Origin of the sequence: Ruoffia tabacinasalis, from assembly GCF_042652985.1 — a bacterium.
GTDB lineage: Bacteria > Bacillota > Bacilli > Lactobacillales > Aerococcaceae > Ruoffia > Ruoffia tabacinasalis.
Map to the genome: position 1 here is coordinate 44,527 of NZ_JBHSHQ010000035.1, position 16,508 is coordinate 61,034.

At 37.1% G+C, this 16,508-nt stretch carries 14 protein-coding genes; 4 read left to right on the forward strand and 10 right to left on the reverse strand.

All coding sequences use genetic code 11. From position 1 onward, the window contains the following. Window positions 1-11: 11 nt before the first annotated feature. The 5 genes from ACFO5Y_RS05875 to ACFO5Y_RS05895 form a co-directional block, all read right to left on the reverse strand. On the reverse strand, window positions 12-1,151 hold the full coding sequence (locus ACFO5Y_RS05875) for a CdaR family protein (protein WP_197103892.1): 1,140 nt from the start codon (window positions 1,149-1,151) through the stop codon (window positions 12-14). Beyond that, window positions 1,151-1,981, reverse strand: coding sequence for a diadenylate cyclase CdaA (cdaA, locus tag ACFO5Y_RS05880; protein WP_197103963.1), 831 nt, complete (start codon window positions 1,979-1,981; stop codon window positions 1,151-1,153). Before cdaA ends, ACFO5Y_RS05875 begins: the two co-directional genes overlap by 1 nt. 416 nt (window positions 1,982-2,397) lie before the next feature. Further along, a complete protein-coding gene (locus ACFO5Y_RS05885; RefSeq protein WP_197103893.1) occupies window positions 2,398-3,378 on the reverse strand; it encodes a nuclease-related domain-containing protein in 981 nt (326 codons plus the stop codon). 111 nt (window positions 3,379-3,489) lie between these two features. Further along, a complete protein-coding gene (gene yidD / locus ACFO5Y_RS05890) occupies window positions 3,490-3,753 on the reverse strand; it encodes a membrane protein insertion efficiency factor YidD (RefSeq protein ID WP_231606834.1) in 264 nt (87 codons plus the stop codon). Window positions 3,754-3,777: 24 nt separating this feature from the next. Beyond that, window positions 3,778-4,380, reverse strand: a complete 603-nt coding sequence (locus ACFO5Y_RS05895; protein ID WP_197103894.1) for a TVP38/TMEM64 family protein — start codon at window positions 4,378-4,380, stop codon at window positions 3,778-3,780. A gap of 113 nt (window positions 4,381-4,493) precedes the next feature. On the opposite strand from ACFO5Y_RS05895, the gene ACFO5Y_RS05900 reads away from it, so the two are divergent. Further along, window positions 4,494-5,570 carry a M24 family metallopeptidase gene (locus ACFO5Y_RS05900; RefSeq protein ID WP_197103895.1) on the forward strand — a complete coding sequence of 359 codons (1,077 nt, stop codon included), beginning with the start codon at window positions 4,494-4,496 and terminating at the stop codon, window positions 5,568-5,570. Between the two features lie 44 nt (window positions 5,571-5,614). Here the strand turns inward: ACFO5Y_RS05900 and ACFO5Y_RS05905 are convergent, their stop codons facing one another. Together ACFO5Y_RS05905 and ACFO5Y_RS05910 are read right to left on the reverse strand one after the other, a co-directional pair. Then, window positions 5,615-7,111, reverse strand: coding sequence for an amidase (locus tag ACFO5Y_RS05905; RefSeq protein WP_197103896.1), 1,497 nt, complete (start codon window positions 7,109-7,111; stop codon window positions 5,615-5,617). Window positions 7,112-7,174: 63 nt separating this feature from the next. Next, the gene (locus ACFO5Y_RS05910; protein WP_197103897.1) at window positions 7,175-7,984 is read right to left on the reverse strand and encodes an aldo/keto reductase family protein; all 810 of its coding nucleotides are present in this window, start codon (window positions 7,982-7,984) and stop codon (window positions 7,175-7,177) included. Between the two features lie 228 nt (window positions 7,985-8,212). On the opposite strand from ACFO5Y_RS05910, the gene ACFO5Y_RS05915 reads away from it, so the two are divergent. Further along, window positions 8,213-10,990: an LPXTG cell wall anchor domain-containing protein gene (locus ACFO5Y_RS05915; protein WP_197103898.1), complete on the forward strand. Its 2,778-nt coding sequence runs from the start codon at window positions 8,213-8,215 to the stop codon at window positions 10,988-10,990. A gap of 257 nt (window positions 10,991-11,247) precedes the next feature. Here ACFO5Y_RS05915 and ACFO5Y_RS05920 read toward each other — a convergent pair whose 3' ends face one another. Continuing rightward, window positions 11,248-12,120 (reverse strand): helix-turn-helix domain-containing protein, encoded by an 873-nt coding sequence (locus ACFO5Y_RS05920; protein ID WP_197103899.1) that lies wholly within the window; start codon window positions 12,118-12,120, stop codon window positions 11,248-11,250. Between the two features lie 23 nt (window positions 12,121-12,143). After that, window positions 12,144-12,686: a cysteine hydrolase family protein gene (locus ACFO5Y_RS05925; RefSeq protein WP_197103900.1), complete on the reverse strand. Its 543-nt coding sequence runs from the start codon at window positions 12,684-12,686 to the stop codon at window positions 12,144-12,146. 205 nt (window positions 12,687-12,891) lie between these two features. Here ACFO5Y_RS05925 and ACFO5Y_RS05930 point away from each other — a divergent pair, with 205 nt between their 5' ends. After that, window positions 12,892-14,589, forward strand: a complete 1,698-nt coding sequence (locus ACFO5Y_RS05930) for an aryl-sulfate sulfotransferase (protein WP_197103901.1) — start codon at window positions 12,892-12,894, stop codon at window positions 14,587-14,589. A 45-nt stretch (window positions 14,590-14,634) separates the two neighbouring features. Here ACFO5Y_RS05930 and ACFO5Y_RS05935 read toward each other — a convergent pair whose 3' ends face one another. After that, entirely contained in the window at window positions 14,635-15,534 is a 900-nt protein-coding gene (locus tag ACFO5Y_RS05935; protein WP_197103902.1) for an acetamidase/formamidase family protein, read from the reverse strand. Window positions 15,535-15,771: 237 nt separating this feature from the next. Here ACFO5Y_RS05935 and ACFO5Y_RS05940 point away from each other — a divergent pair, with 237 nt between their 5' ends. Then, entirely contained in the window at window positions 15,772-16,413 is a 642-nt protein-coding gene (locus ACFO5Y_RS05940; protein ID WP_197103903.1) for a hypothetical protein, read from the forward strand. Window positions 16,414-16,508 lie beyond the last annotated feature (95 nt).

Here is a 16,508-nt window from a genome sequence, read left to right on the forward strand (position 1 = left end):
AACTTTTCCTATTAGTTATTTCCTGATTCGTCCTCGACATTTTGCGATTCTACAACGGCTGACTCGTTGCTTTCAGTCGCGTTTTCTTCATCTTCCATTTCAGTTCCAGATTCAGATTCGGGTCCGTTGTTTTCTTCATTATCTTCGCTTGTCTCATTGGTTTCTTCAGAGCTTTGCTCCTCGTTCTCACTTGAAGCGATTGGTGTGATGCTTACTTCGATTTGAACATCGCCACCATTTATCACAGTCATACCTTCTGGCACTTGTAATTCACCCGTGATGGTTGTTGATTCTGTTAAACCACTGACATCAGCAACTACGCCAATTGTGTCAACATTCGGTTGACTCCCTTGAATTACCAAGCTCTGAGGCGTAGTAATCGTATATTCATACGTATACATCGCTTGGTCTTCCCCAAAAGGGATGATATGCATACCTACTTCACTTTGAGGTTGTACTACTTCAACTTGTGCTTCGATTTCCGTGACATTTGAATTCACATCTAATACTTCACCGTTGGCATTCACGATTTGTAAAACATATGATCCACTGAAGCTACTATTGGCTGGTTGTGGATTGGCAATCGTAATATAAACTCGGTCAATTTGTTGAATGGTTTCAACGTCACCAGTTAATTGTACTTCTTGAGGATTTAATGAAACACTTTCCACATTAAAACCGTCTTGAATGGCGTTCGGATCTATTTCATATTCAATTTCAGCCGTAATTTCTTCTAACTGTGATATTTTAACATATCTTCTCGATGGTGTAACTTGGTAATCGACTGTATCCGGTAAATCAGAAACGATAAACTGGATTTGTTGCGTTCCAGACGGGATATCTGTTAAATCTTCCGTTTGGACAGTAATTTCTTTTTCTAATACTTGGTTTATTACATTACGCGGTCCTGTTAATCGTACTTGAACCGATTCTGGTAAGCCACTAATAAATGTATTTTCTGGAATTTCTCCAACAGTAACTGGAACATTATCTATAGTTTCTGTTACGTTGATACTGGCAAACTGCTGGTTTGCTGCACTTTGAAAGACGAACGCATTATTTTCTGATGCGACAAAAATGTACAAGAAAATGGCAAAAAGCAGAGAGATGAGTCTTACGGCCCATTTATTCTCAAATAGTCCTCTATTCATTATTTATCACCTCTTTGTAAACTGTCATTAAGAAAGTCGCGAATGACTTGGAATATATCTTTCGAATCATCTTCATCTACAAACAAGTATTCTTCAAGTATGTTTCTAAATTCGTTTCGGTCAAGTGCGCGGTTCATCTTATCACCTTTAACTACACTAATATCTCCAGTTTCTTCTGATACGATAACTGTTACTGCATCAGAAACTTCACTTAAACCAATGGCAGCACGATGCCTTGTTCCTAACTCTTTCGGTATTAATGTACTGTCTGATAGAGGTAGATAACATGAAGCGGCTGCGATTTGATAATCTCTAATAATCACTGCTCCGTCATGTAAAGGTGTATTTGGAATGAATATGTTAATTAACAATTGATTTGTTATTTCTGCGTCAAGTGGTATCCCGGTTGAAATATAATCTCCCAAGCCGTCTTGACCTTCAATTGAAATCAAGGCACCAATTTTCCTTTTAGACATGTACTGAACTGATTTTTCGATATCATTTATTAATTTTTCACTTGGATTATTCCTACTCTTACGATTTTTAAATAAGTCTCGACCTAATATCTCAAGAGCGCGCCTCAATTCCGGTTGGAATAGAATAATCATCGCCACAACACCCCAAGATAGTACCTGACCTAATAGCCAATCCACTGTCTGAAGTCCTGCAAGTGAACTCACACTTTTGGCAATAAGGAAGATCCCTACCCCTTTTAAAAGATTCATCATCTGAGTTCCACGAGCATACATTAATAAGCGATAAATTAAATACCAGACTAATAAAATATCAAGTATTCGAATTATCGGCTGATTCGTCATAAACTGATTCATAAAATCTAACACCTTGTCACCTTCTTTCTAATCACTCTCTGATATTATAGCATATCAATCTTTCATACTTAATATTTTGAAGCAGAAAATTTGAAATGATTTTCTGAGATGGGGAAGATGTGGGGGTTGTGGTGGATTGGTGGGAGTAGTTGGGTTATCGGGACGGGTCATGTAGTGACAAGGGAAATTAGACGGTTAACGGGACACGTCATGTGATGACAGGGGAAATTAAACGGTTAACGGGACGGGTCATGTAGTGACAAGGGAAATTGGACGGGTAACAGGACGGGTCATCTTATGACAAGGGAAATTGGACGGGTAACAGGACGGGTCATCTTATGACAAGGGAAATTAAACAGCTAACGGGACGGGTCGTACAATGACTCGTCCCGTTAGCCGATTTCCCACTATTAAAATTACTTTGCTTTTGAATTTTTAAACGGAAACTCAACATTTTCGAAGGCATAGTCAAAAGAACTATTTTTATTGGCATAGGCTGCGTATCTTCCGCTATTCATTTTCCCAAAATACTTACTTAATGTGCGTGCGATATACTTTTTACTCACTTGGCCATCAAGAAACACTTCACATTCACTCACAGTGAGCGGTTCTCGGTAACGAATCAGTCCATATTCACATAAAGTACGAACGACCGATTTCTTTTTGACTTCATGATGGCCACATTGATTACAGATGACTTTATACATTGTCAGCGTTATATCAAAACTGTGACATTTAGCACATTTTATACCTCGTTTCATTTGGTTGATCTCTTTCATCGATTTAGGTACAGGTGGGTAAGGATTTTCAATTTGAAACTCATTCAGAATTCGTTCTTTTAAAGCTATTGGCAAGATATTAGCTAGCGGTAAATTTTGTTCATCACGGGCAATTCCTTTAATCCAATGTATAAATTCTGCTCGGTTCATCCCCACTTCTGAGGCCGGCTCATCTAAGCGAATCAATCCTTCTGGGTTTACAAATACAATCTTCCCCTGAATTTCGCCACTATATCTTAAATTATTGAACAGCAAATTAACTTTCTCCATCGAGCGTTCCAGTTGAATAAAAATACTTTTGCTTAATAATTTTCCATTCGCAAATGCTTGTTGATTCTGATGGACATATTCCGTTGCATAATTCTTTGCATCGATAATATAAACCCCACTCCCAGTTAAGACTACAAGATCAAGTTGTGTTGTGCCTCCAGTATTTATCCAAACATCATGGAGATAAATCCAGTTCGCATTGCCATATTTAAGTAATAATTGATAAACTTCCGCTTCCCCCTTAAATCCATCCCTGTTGACTTGATACTGATAGAATTCTTTTTGAGTTAAGCCTTCACGGTAATAGCATTCTTCTTGTTGCTGAAGTTCTAAATTTTTCTGTAACATCATTTTCTCCCTTTCTATAAATAGTTACATATATAGATACAAGAAAAAGAGCTGTTTTCATTTTTTTATTTTAAAATAATTAAAAAACCTACGAGCATCACTGCTAGTAGGTTAATCTTCTGGATGTGGTGGGTCGCCGTATTTTCTAAAATACTGACGTTTCAATGTAAAGTGATCTGGAACGTGATCAATGCCACCTTCTGCAAATGGATGGCATCGGCAAATTCGAGCCACTCCCATCGTCGTTCCCTTCGCCGCACCATGCTTTTCAACGGCTTCAATCATATAACTCGAGCAAGTTGGGTAATAACGGCAACTTGACGGAAGTCCGGGAGAGATAAATTTTTGGTAAAATCTCACTGGTTTGATAATCATATTTTTAATATTCTTCACCTTCTATTAACTAAAATATTCAAAAACAACTTGGATAAAATTCGATGTAAAATACGTATAAATGAAAACTGATACAGGTCGATACGCAATGACCATACCAATAAACTGCTTAAAACGTATGTTGGACACCCCAGCAATCATACAAAAGATATCATCTGGGAAGATTGGCGCGAGAAAGCCAATCCGAAGGAGGCGTTTAAAACGATGGCCATGATTCATAATTCCCATATACTTTATATAATCATCGTCTGAAATAAAAGCCCGTATCACTGCGTGACCGAAACGCGCGCCAATCACAAAGTTAATCGACGAACCAATAATCATTCCGATAGTATTGAACAGAAATCCCCACAGATGCCCAAAAAGTAAATCCCCAATAACATTGGTCAGTCCTAAAGGAATAATCGGGTAAATTATTTGACTGATTTGAACTAAAATAAAGATGATTGGCCCCATAAAGCCTAATCTACTCAGAAAATCAGAAAAGCCACCGTCTGGTTGGAAATATTCGGATTGGCTAATGTAGATTGAACCGACAATTGTAATAATAACACCAATGACTGTCGTGAAGCGAATGATGCGCCGCTTCGTTTCGATAGTTAGTTTCATACACGTACTCCTAAAATATTTTGGGGGTGAGTTGATTCTTTTATATACTTAAAACGCATTGTATACTCTATAATATATTGTAACGCAATTAAATCTTTAAGTGGAGGGATTTTTTGGAAAAATTAAAACAACTTGTAGCGGAAATGAATAATCATGACATTAGTAACATGATTATTACGGACACATACAGTATTCGCTATTTAATCGATTATTATACACAACCAGGTGAACGGTTATTAGCTTTCATAGCTACTGCAGCAGGTAAACATTATTTAGTGCTAAATAACTTATTCCCACGTGCTGATGAAAATGATGATTATTCAGTCATTTATTATCAAGATGGCGAAGCGATTATGGAACAAATTGCTGAAATCTTAACGGATGGTGTAACGAGTATCGATAAAGTATGGCCAAGTCACTTCTTACTTGAATTAATGGGTATCAAGAAAGACTTACAACCAGTCAATGCTTCTTATATCTTAGGCGATATCCGAGCAATTAAATCAGATGAAGAAATTGATATCATGCGTGAAGCTTCTCTGTTAAATGATCAAGTCATGGAAAAATTAATCGACTCTTTAACTACTGGTAAAACAGAAGCTGAATACGCTGAAGAATTAGCTCGATACTATAAAGAATCCGGTCATTCGGGATTTTCATTTGAGCCTATTGTTGGTTACGGACCAAACGGTGCCGATCCTCATCACACAACCGACGATTCCTTACCAAACGTTGGAGACCCAGTCGTTCTTGATATTGGCGGGATGTATAAAGGTTATGCTTCAGATATGACTCGAACAGTATTCTATGGTGAACCAAGTGAAGAAGCTATGGAAGTATATGATATAGTTCGCCAAGCAAATCTAGCGGGAATAGCTGCGGTTAAACCTGGTGTTCCGTTAAGTAGTATAGATTTAGCAGCACGTAAAGTGATTAACGATGCTGGTTACGGTGAATACTTTACACACCGTTTAGGACATTTCATCGGTCAAGAAGCGCATGAAGCTGGTGATGTATCACAATACAATGATGAATTAACTAAGGTAGGACAGGTATTCTCAATTGAACCTGGTGTTTATTTACCTGGTAAATTCGGTGTTCGAATTGAAGACTTAGTCGTTGTGACTGAAGATGGTTGTGAAGTTTTAAACCACGTGACAAAAGAACCTCTTATCATCGAAGTCAATTAAACACAAAAACTAGGACGGTCTAGAATGACCAGTCCTAGTTTTTTTTATAAAACATCTGCAATTGAAGTATCTAAGTATCCAGCATCTTCTAATTGCTTAGACAGTTGAAGTAGTAAGTACTCTCCACCTTTTCGTGTTGAAAATTGAGCACCTAACGGTAACCCATTATCTAGTTTATGCACTGGTAAACTAATTGCAGGTTGACCGGTTAGATTCATTTGCTGAGTAAACGGTGTCCATGCTAAACTTTCTGCAAACATTTCCCAAACTAGATTTTGCTGTTGTTGAACATCGTACTGTTCAATGTTTCTTAAATCATTCAACAGTTTATCCCCTTTAGCAAAAGCTGTATGTAGAGGTGCTGGTCCGTTTGTTGCTGGCATTAACAGTAAATCATAATCCTTGAAGAAGGCTTCAGATACAGCGGTTATGTCATCCCAATAAGATAAAACTTCAGAATACTCTACCCCGCTAATATTTAAACCTAACTGGTAAATCGCCCAACTCATTAATTCCATATCATCTTGAGTCATTGGTCTGTTTAATGCCTGTTCAAACCCTTTAAGCATCGAAGCAGTTTCAACACCATTTACTTTATAATACGTTTGCATTGCTTTAACACCATCGATTTCAGGCTCTGCTTCAACCAATATATGTCCTAATGATTCTAATACACGAATTGTTTCTTGCATTAAACTTTGTGCTTCCTTTGTCATTGGTTCTCCGATTGGTGTATTCATTGAATATGCAATACGAAGTGGTTGCTCTAAATCTACTAGTAACTCATGCGGTATTCGCGGTAATATAAAAGGGGCTTCAAACTGTTCGGTCTGCATCCATTTTAGTAATGTCCATGTATCTCGAACTGATTTAGTCAATGCAAAATTCACCGACGCCCCTTGCCAGCTTCGGTAATCGCTTGGTCCAACCGGTATACGCCCACGACTTGTTTTTAAACCGATTAAACCACTAAAAGATGCAGGAATTCGAATAGAGCCTCCTCCATCACTCGCCGTGACGATGGGAACAATTCCTGCTTTCAATGCTGCCGCCCCTCCACCACTAGATCCTCCAGGGTTTCGCTTTAAATCTAAAGGTGAATTTACACGACCTGTCCACTCAGAATCACTGACATTTTTAAAACCAAATTCTGGAACATTCGTCCGACCTACAACAATAAAGCCAGCAGATTCAATACTCTTGGTAAAATTGTCCGTTTGTGTCGCTTCAAATTGATCCATTAAACGGGCACCGCTTGTTGATTTTTGGCCTGTTTGATTTTGTCCTAGATCTTTTAATAGGATGGGGACACCGAAGAATGGGGGTAAATCTCCATAGCTTCCGGCGTCTAACTGTTCAAAGTAGTGATCAAAGCGATTAGCTATACTCCGTGCAAATTCATATTGCTTGTGTACAACGGCATTCAATGTATCGTTCCACTCTTCAATATTTTGAATGGCTCGTTCTACCAATTCCGTAGCTGTTGTTTCACCGTTTTTTAGTAATTCTGCATAATGAGTGGCATCTTCTTTAAATAACATCTCTTCTCTCCTTAAATATATATAAAAACACCACTTCCCTCTTTCAAAAGAAGTGGCTTGCTATTATAGGTTGTAAATTTCTTGTTTTTCTTCTTCAGTTAATTCAAAATCAAACACTTCTAAGTTGGATTTTTGACGATCGAAGTTGTGTGATTTTGGAATGACAATCACTTCGCGGTCAATTTGGAAATTTAAGACAACTAGTGCCCAAGATTTACCGTATTTTTCACCGATAGCATTTAGTCGTTCACGATCAGCATCACTTACACCAGATAGAGGTGACCATGCTTCCGCAAAGATATCATGTTCGCGACCAAATTCAATCACATCATGATTCCATTCTCCAGGATGAGACTTAATTTGGTTGACTGTCGGTTTAATTGTTGCATTATCTAATATTAATTGTAATTGTTCTTTAGAGAAGTTTGATACACCAATTGATTTTAAAGTACCTGCTTTTGCATGTTTCTCTAACACTTTCCAAGTCGCAACCATTTCTTCATCATTATCCCAGGGGTGGTGAATTAAATATAAATCAATATAATCTGTTTGGAATGCTTCTAAAGAGTTTTTCACAGCTTCATCAATCGTCGCTTCATCTTTCGTGTACTCTGGTTTACCTGGTAATTTTGAAGTTATAAAAAATTCTTCCCGAGGAACATTTGATTCTGCAATAGCTTTTCCAATAACTGCTTCATTGCGATAAGAAATAGCCGTATCGAAATGTCTGTATCCGTTAGTTATTGCTGACTGTAATTCAGTTGTATCAAAATTAATGTCCGCTGAATAGTCATTATTCACTTTACCAAACGTGTTTGTACCACTTCCGATAATTGGAATCTGCTTATTATTGTTTAATGTGATTAAGTTCATTTTACTTACACTCCTTTTAATAATCTCAGTGATAAGTGTATCAGAATATCAGCTACCGTCCTACTGAAGTGCTTCCGAAGGATTTGTCAAAACTTTCTTACTTTCTAATCTTTGAATATTTAATGATTTTTCATTGATTTATTGTAGTTTTATTGACTGATTTTTTACAAAGTTTTATATTTAATTGTATGAGTGTTATAATATAGTTATAAAAAGGAGGAGTTCTTTATGAAAAGTAAACGCTTACGTTATGCAATTTCTATGGCCCTCATAAGTCTTTTGGTCGCAACTCAAGTCACCCCCTTAGCCCTAGCTCAAACGGAAAGTGTTCCGCCTGAATCTGAGACTGTTCAACAACAGCAAGAAGCAACTTATCCCGTTGGCGTTGAAGTCCGCAATATAGAAGGCACTCGTACTGAACAGGTTGGTATTAGTTTAACCGATGAGGAAGGTAATATTTATGATGGTAGTTACAATGAGAACTCTCAATGGTTAACAGGTAGTTCTTTACCTGAAGGTCAATATTATATTGAATTGACGCCCCCTGAAGGAACAACGAGTCAAATTAATAACACGGCTCCACAATTTGCTGTAGCTACAGAGACACCAAATGTTTACTCAATCGATGTAAATGAAGAAAACTTAGGTGGCTTATCCGCTGTATACGGTGCATTCGAGCTCGTTAACGAACCGGTTAGTGAAACTTACCGCGTTGGAGCAGAAGTCCGTGGTTTAGATGGTACTCGTACAAGTGATGTTGGAATTACTGTATATGATGAAAATAGTACGGTATACGAAGGTGGATATAATGAATATGCACAATGGTTAACAACAAATGAATTACCTGAAGGGTTGTATTACATCGAACTGACAACTCCAGAAGGAACAACGAGTCAAATAAGTACAACTACAAATCAATCAGCTGTTCCAACAGAAACACCTAATCTTTATACAATTGAATTGAATGAAGAAACTTTAGGAAACTTAACTTCTGTATATGGCGCATTTGAATTGATTGAAACGGCTCCGGTTGAACAAACATTCCGATTAGGCGCTGAAGTGCGTGGATTAGATGGAAGACGTACAAGCGATGTTGGAATTACAGTTTGGGATGCCAATGAAATGTACTATGATGGAACTTACAACGAATATCTACAATGGTTAACTAATGATGAATTACCTGAAGGTGAGTATTTTATTACATTGACACCACCGGAGGGATTCTCTACAGAAATTAACTTAAGCACTGATCAATATGCGATGGAGACGAATACGCCGAATGTTTATTCAATTTTCTTAAGTGAAGATAATTTAGGTAATAGCTCAGCAATCTATGCTGCCTTTAATTTAGTTGAAGCTCCGGCTGAGACATATCAATTAGGTGTGGAAGTGCGTGGATTAGATGGTACTAGAACTGATGAAGTGGGAATTACTGTTGCTGATGTTGATGGCGTTACATTTGAAGGTGAGTATAACGAGTACTTACAATGGTTAACCACTGAAGAATTACCTGCTGGTCAGTATTCAATCACTTTAGATACTCCAGAAGGTACTGTTTCAACTATTAATGAAACTACGAATCAATATGCAATTCCTGCTGATGAGACCAATGTTTATAATATCATTTTAAACGAAGAGAACTTAGGCAATAACTCATCGATTTATGGGGCGTTTAATCTAGTTGAAGCTCCAGCTGAAACATACCAATTAGGTGTGGAAGTGCGTGGATTAGACGGTACTAGATCCGATGAAGCAGGAATTACTGTGACGGATGCTGATGGTGTTGTATTTGAAGGTGAGTATAACGAGTACTTACAATGGTTAACGAGTGAAAAATTAACTGAAGGTACTTATACAATCACTTTAGACACGCCGGCAGGTACTGTCTCTGAAATTAATGATACGACAAACCAATATGCAGTCGCTACTGATGAAGATGACGTTTATACAATTGAATTAAACGAAGATATTTTAGGTAGTAGTTCTGCAGTATATGGTGCATTTAATCTAGTTGAAGCTCCAGCTGAAACATACCAATTAGGTGTGGAAGTGCGTGGATTAGACGGTACTAGATCCGATGAAGCTGGAATTACTGTGACGGATGCTGATGGTGTTGTATTTGAAGGTGAGTATAACGAGTACTTACAATGGCTAACTGATGATGAATTGCCTGAAGGTACTTATACAATCACTTTAGACACGCCAGAAGGCACTGTCTCTGAAATTAATAACACGACAAACCAATATGCAGTCGCTACTGATGATGACGATGTTTATACAATTGAATTGAACGAAGATAATTTAGGTAGTAGTTCTGCAGTATATGGTGCGTTCAGACTTGTCGATGCACCACTCCCAAACCCTGATACATTTACTTTAGGTGTGGAAGTGCGTGGATTAGACGATCGACGTACTGATGAAGTAGGAGTGACTGTAACCGATAATGATGGTGACGTATTCACTGGTTCGTATAATGAATACTTACAATGGTTAACTGATGATGAATTGCCTGAAGGTGTTTATGTTATCACTTTAGACACTCCGGAAGGTACTGTCTCTGAAATTAATGAAACGACGAATCAATATGCAGTCGCTACTGATGAAGATGACGTTTATACAATTGAATTAAACGACGAAAATCTAGGTAGTAGTTCTGCAATATACGGTGCATTTAGATTGATCGAATCGGATGAAAATGGTGGTGGCGGTTCTGAGAGTTCTGATGAGTCAAGTGACGAATCAAGTGACGAATCAAGTGATGAATCTAGCGACGAATCTGACGGATCAGAAAGTTCTGACGAATCTAGCGATGATGAATCTGACGACGAATCAAATGGTTCAGATGAGTCAGATGATGAATCGGATGACGATGGAAACGTCATTGTAGACCAAGATGACGACATCTTACCAACAACTGGTGAAAGTAATACAATGATTATTACTGTTGTTGCTATCGGTTTACTAGCCGTTGGTGGACTTCTACTTTACCGTAGAAAACGTAGTTAATCTTGTATATAAATAACCATTAGAAAAAGAGCCTGCGGACATCATGTTCGCAGGCTCTTCTTTGTCCCCTGTAACCTTTGTATAGTTGAGGCTTTAAATTAAAAGGTTTTTCGTGTAATATGATCCATGCGTAGATATTCTCCTTATGTTATTGGGTGGTACTTTTAATATAATGAATATCTGCGTCTTTTTGTAGACTCAAATATAGGGTTGATGACTATTTCATTATTTGTCATCAACCTTTTTTTAGATCTAAATTATTTGCTTTCAGATGTGGAGTCTTCGATTGATTCACCAGACTCTTTTTTTAATTTTTCTCTTTCAAAATAAACTAAACCAACGCCTATACCGATTAATATTAACACGCCTAAGACATTCCAAACGGTAAATAATGGGATATTAAACTGCATACTGATGACTAAATTAATTATAATCACAACCGGTACTAAACCAAAGGCTGCAACTGCTAAGAAACGCCATGAAGATAGATGCATTCTTTTATAAATAAAGTATAACGCCCAAAGATAGATTAGAGAGACGAGAGTAATTGGAATAGCTACATTCACCAGTATATTATTCGCACTGATCACTAAGTTTAATAAGAATAAATATGGAATAATCAACACACTAAAAGCGATTAAACTAGACATGATTGGGGTGGTTAAACGGAAGAATAAAGGAAGTATAATTCCCCAAGCAAAAACTATTGAAACCGATGCAATACCTGACCAAGTAATCGTGTTAACACTAAGAAAATCAATGGTTAAACATGCCACGATAACAAATGCTAAGACTCCGGTAATCGCGATTAACCACTCCCTTCGAGTGTGTTTAAACTGTTCACTCATATTATTATTCGCATACTCTAAGACGTTTTGAGTAACATCATGTTCTGAAGGTGCTGATTCATCGAGTGAATAACGCTCACCACGTAATAATTCATTGACTGTGACCCCATAGAAATCTGCCAATGGTTGAACTTGATCCATCTCAGGTAACTTAGTGCCATCTTCCCATTTGACTAGCTCTTCTTCACTCACATTAATTGCTTCTGCCACTTCAGTAGTCGCCATTTCTTTATCTCGACGTAATTCCAGTAAAAAATGTCCCATTCTTTCTCGTTCAAGCATTTTCTATGGCTCCTTTCCTTACCTTAGTCAATAACCTCTGTATGAAAGCAACGTGTCATATGTTCGAGCATCACTTCACCAAGTTCGGTGAATGTTGCCACACCGCGACGATGAGTCACTGTTTTAAAGCCTTCGGCATCTGCTCCACCGATTGTTTGGAAAACACAAATATCAGTAGTAACGCCTACTACATGGACCGTATCAACCTCTAACTTACGTAAAGTTTCTGCTAATCCCGTTTCAAAAAATGAATTATAATTTTGTTTGGGGAAGTAATGAACATTCTTATATTCTCGATTCGCTTGTAACCAATCATTTAACTCTCCATATAATTCCTGCCCAGGAGTATTCACCACATTATGCACTGGCCACAATTCAAAATGCGGATCATTAGGTTCATGAGCATCCATCGCAATCACAACATGTTTGTTAGCGCTTAAAAAATCATCCGCCAAGTTCTTGATATAAGGTACAATTTCTTGACCTGGCTTCCCTACAGTCAGTGTCCCTTCATCAGCAACAAAATCATAACTCATATCTACAATTATTAATGCCTCTTTAGTCATATTATACGGCTCCTTCGCTTTTTCTTTATTATCCCATACTCCAGCTCAAATTTAAAAGTATATAACCTTTCGTATCAATAATCGTTAATGCTATCTCTTTGTTCTAAGTAAAAGTTTTCATTTCCTATTTTCAATATTTTTCTTACATGATAACATAGAGATAATAAGATATTTGTTGCTATTCATAATTAAACAGGAGGTTTTCATGCGCTTTAAAACTCTTTCTTGTGACTCCCTCACAAGAATTCTAATACTCTTTTCTTTTTTTCTTTTTGTTTTGACACCTGTCACAATCTTCTCTGAAAGTGATGATGGTTTCGAGGATATTGATATTCGACTTTATCAGGATAGTACATCTACGGTCTATGATTTTGTCTTACCTGAATCGGAATTTATCGCCCGAAATTTTAATCATACACACCCGGAAATACAGGATCAGTATGCTTCTGCAGTTCAAAAATTAGCAACTATCCATAATTATTCATTTGAAGACCCTCTCCTTATCTTAAACCCATACGGCACAGTCACAAATGGTCTGTATATTAATTTTGGTTATGATAATGAAGATATCGGCGTTAATTATACAATAACAACTGAAGGGAATGAGAAAAACCATATCTTCCAAAGATCTTTAAAAAATGTGAGTGAGGATTCTGACTTGTTTGAATCGCAAATTATTGGCCTCGTACCCGGTGTTGATAATCATATCGAATTAGAATTGGTGGATAATTCGAACGAGGTGATTGATACATTATCTTTTAACATTCAGATGCCTAAAACATCTTCTTTCTATCCAAGTTACTTATCAACTCAAGATGGGGACAGCACAAGACAATTATCTGATGGAATATTCTATTTAGTAGGCACTTCACAATTTAATGGCTTTACCTATTTCTTTGATAATGACGGCGTTCTTAGAGCTGAAATTGACACAAATTCATACCGCTTTGATAATTTATTATTCCACGAGGATTATATTATTATGGCAAATACGAGTACACAACTTATTGCCATGAATTCTTTGGGTCAAATTACACAGTACTATGATATGCCTGGCTATAACATGCATCATGATTTCATTATTGGACAAGAGGATGAAATGCTGATACTTGCCTCTTTAAACGATAGAAAATCGATTCGTCGAGAAGATATTATCTTATCGCTTGATTTGAATTCAGGTCAGGTTACTGAAGTATTGGATTTAAAAGATGTGTTAGGTGACTATATGCAAGTAACGACACCTTCATATAATCAAGCAGGTGATGCCACAGATTTAGACTGGATCCACATTAATTCGATTGAAAAAGTCAACGATGACGCAGTTCTGTTAAGCTCTCGGGAGACGTCAACGATTATTAAAGTTAGCAATCTTTATGATGAACCAAAAGTTGATTACTTAATTGGGCCAGAACCTGTTTGGATGGGAACTGACTACAGCAATTTACTATTATCACAAAAAGGAACATTCCCGCTTCACGGTGGCCAGCATTCACTGAATCTTTCTAGAACGTCAATTCAAAGTGATGGCGAATATTATGTTACATTCTTTAATAATAATTATTGGCGTTATTTAACACGTCCTGATTATATGGGTCACATTGAAGAGCACAATAGTCGCAACTTCGAGCCTAACCCTGATGATCTTTCTTATATGTATAAATATTTAATCGATGAAAGTGAAGGAACCTTTGAACTTATTCAATCATTCCCTGTTCCTTATTCGTCAATTGTAAGTAACGTTGATCCCTTACCAAATGGGAACTATGCTATTAACAGTGGTAAAGCTAACGTGTTTAGCGAGTACGATTCAAAAGGCAACTTAATTCGTTCATATCATTATGTGAGCGGAAACTTTGCGTATAGAGCCTTTAAAGACACTTTTTCTAACTTCTGGTTTCAATAAAATAAACGGTCTCCTTTTCAAACAAGAGACCGTTTTTGTTTGCTTTTATTTAAAGTCTTTAGCTAATTCTACGAATTCCTTCAGTATTCCAACACGCATAGATGCGTCCGGATTAACCGTTTGACAGGCAGCTAAGTCTGCTTTAATCGTCATTAACATCCCAGCTTGGTTAAAAGTGAGTCCCGCTTCTTTCATTAAGAATTCAACCATATGGTCATTTGCTATTACAATGGCTTCATCAGTAGTTTTACCATAGCCATATGTGTAAAAGGCTTCATCAGTTTCAACTAGTGGAACTGAATGTGGGTAATCCTTCATGACTTCAACAGTGACATGCGCTTCACCACCTGCTTCAACGCCACAACCCCAGACTTCACCATCACCCATTGAGGCATGCATATCACCAATCGCAAGTAAGGCTCCTTCTGTATAAACTGGTAAATACACGACTGACCCTTCTGCAATCATCGTATTATCCATATTCCCACCATGAGGTCCTGGTGTCCCTGTTGTAATGCCTTCATCAGCATTAGCTGTTCCAATCACACCGATCATTTTATTTAGTGGGAATTCAACACTTTGAAATTCAAAAGTACCTTTATCTTCGTGAATAGGACAAATGACTGTTTGTTCTTCCTCAATTCCTTTGGTGAACAGTTTATTTAAACCAGGTGCTGAAACAACGACACCGTAATCATTCAATTTAATCGCATTAATTGTTACTTTTAGCACATCCCCTGGCTGTGCTCCTTCAATGTATAAAGGTCCCGTAGCAGGGTTTACTTTATTAAAGTCAATTTCACTAATAACATCTGCTTCTGTTTTAATGGTATCTGAAAAGCAATCTTTCGTTTCAAATATCACTTGAGCTCCGCTTTTAACGGTCCCAACGGCTTGGTTTTCTTTATCCATACTATAAATAACATTGTCTTTTGAAATCCTCATGTTTATCCACCTTTCAAAATCATTATTATCCATATCATAGCAGACTCTAATCAAAATGACAGAAAAGTCCCTGTGGTGACAGTGAATAATGATTAAACATCCTGTTTTACCACTTTAAACACTTTTATTCTTAAATTATTCAACATTTTAACCAAATAATTTACTTTTTACCATTGCCTTTAAACGATTTATGGCTTAATCTTAAGTATATAAGAATATCATTAAGGAGAGAAAATCATGAGTGAATTAATCACTGTCAAACAATTAGCAGATAAGTTGGGTGTTCCTAAAAGTAAAGTATCCTACCAAAGTCGAAAGCTAGATGATAGTCTCATTCTTCAACAAAATGGCACTAATTACTTAACTGAACGTGCACAGTTATTAATTACTCAAGCTATACACGACCTGATGAATCCGCCTACGGCTGAAGATGTCGAAAAAAAAGCTGCTGAGGAAGTGGAAACTGATACAGAAACTGTTGAATCGGTTGAATCTGAACAGTCTGAGCAGCCAGCTCAAACTAAGTCATCTGAACAAACCGAACAAACTGATGAAACTAATGAAACTGACTCAGAGAAAGATGATGATGAAGACGAAGACCAAGACTCTTTATCTAAAGAAACAAGTCAAGAAATGATGGATCTACTATATGAGTGGATTGATAATCTAGACGATCAAATTGAAGTAAACCAAGAACAATTAGAGGTTTATCACGATCAATTGAAAGCTAAAGATGAACAAATTGATAAATTAACGCAATTATTAAATCAATCTCAACAGTTACAGTTACAACAGCAACAACAACAATTGAAACTGGTTGAAGACATTGAGTTTGAAAAGAGCTTGACTTGGTGGCAAAAGCTTTTTGGTAAGAAATAACCACTGTATAAAGTGTTTAAACACTATCTAAATGCACTTATCTTCAATATTCTGTAAAAATAAGCCCTGACTTCCAAGGAAATCAGGGCTTATTT

Excerpts from the sequence above, each read along its gene's own strand:
- ACFO5Y_RS05910 (WP_197103897.1), bottom strand. The coding sequence starts at position 7,984 with ATGAACTTAATCACATTAAACAATAATAAGCAGATTCCAATTATCGGA.
- ACFO5Y_RS05875 (WP_197103892.1), bottom strand. The coding sequence starts at position 1,151 with ATGAATAGAGGACTATTTGAGAATAAATGGGCCGTAAGACTCATCTCT.
- ACFO5Y_RS05940 (WP_197103903.1), top strand. The coding sequence starts at position 15,772 with ATGAGTGAATTAATCACTGTCAAACAATTAGCAGATAAGTTGGGTGTT.
- ACFO5Y_RS05930 (WP_197103901.1), top strand. The coding sequence starts at position 12,892 with ATGCGCTTTAAAACTCTTTCTTGTGACTCCCTCACAAGAATTCTAATA.
- ACFO5Y_RS05920 (WP_197103899.1), bottom strand. The coding sequence starts at position 12,120 with ATGCTTGAACGAGAAAGAATGGGACATTTTTTACTGGAATTACGTCGA.
- yidD (WP_231606834.1), bottom strand. The coding sequence starts at position 3,753 with ATGATTATCAAACCAGTGAGATTTTACCAAAAATTTATCTCTCCCGGA.
- cdaA (WP_197103963.1), bottom strand. The coding sequence starts at position 1,981 with ATGAATCAGTTTATGACGAATCAGCCGATAATTCGAATACTTGATATT.
- ACFO5Y_RS05905 (WP_197103896.1), bottom strand. The coding sequence starts at position 7,111 with ATGTTATTTAAAGAAGATGCCACTCATTATGCAGAATTACTAAAAAAC.
- ACFO5Y_RS05895 (WP_197103894.1), bottom strand. The coding sequence starts at position 4,380 with ATGAAACTAACTATCGAAACGAAGCGGCGCATCATTCGCTTCACGACA.
- ACFO5Y_RS05915 (WP_197103898.1), top strand. The coding sequence starts at position 8,213 with ATGAAAAGTAAACGCTTACGTTATGCAATTTCTATGGCCCTCATAAGT.
- ACFO5Y_RS05925 (WP_197103900.1), bottom strand. The coding sequence starts at position 12,686 with ATGACTAAAGAGGCATTAATAATTGTAGATATGAGTTATGATTTTGTT.
- ACFO5Y_RS05935 (WP_197103902.1), bottom strand. The coding sequence starts at position 15,534 with ATGAGGATTTCAAAAGACAATGTTATTTATAGTATGGATAAAGAAAAC.
- ACFO5Y_RS05885 (WP_197103893.1), bottom strand. The coding sequence starts at position 3,378 with ATGTTACAGAAAAATTTAGAACTTCAGCAACAAGAAGAATGCTATTAC.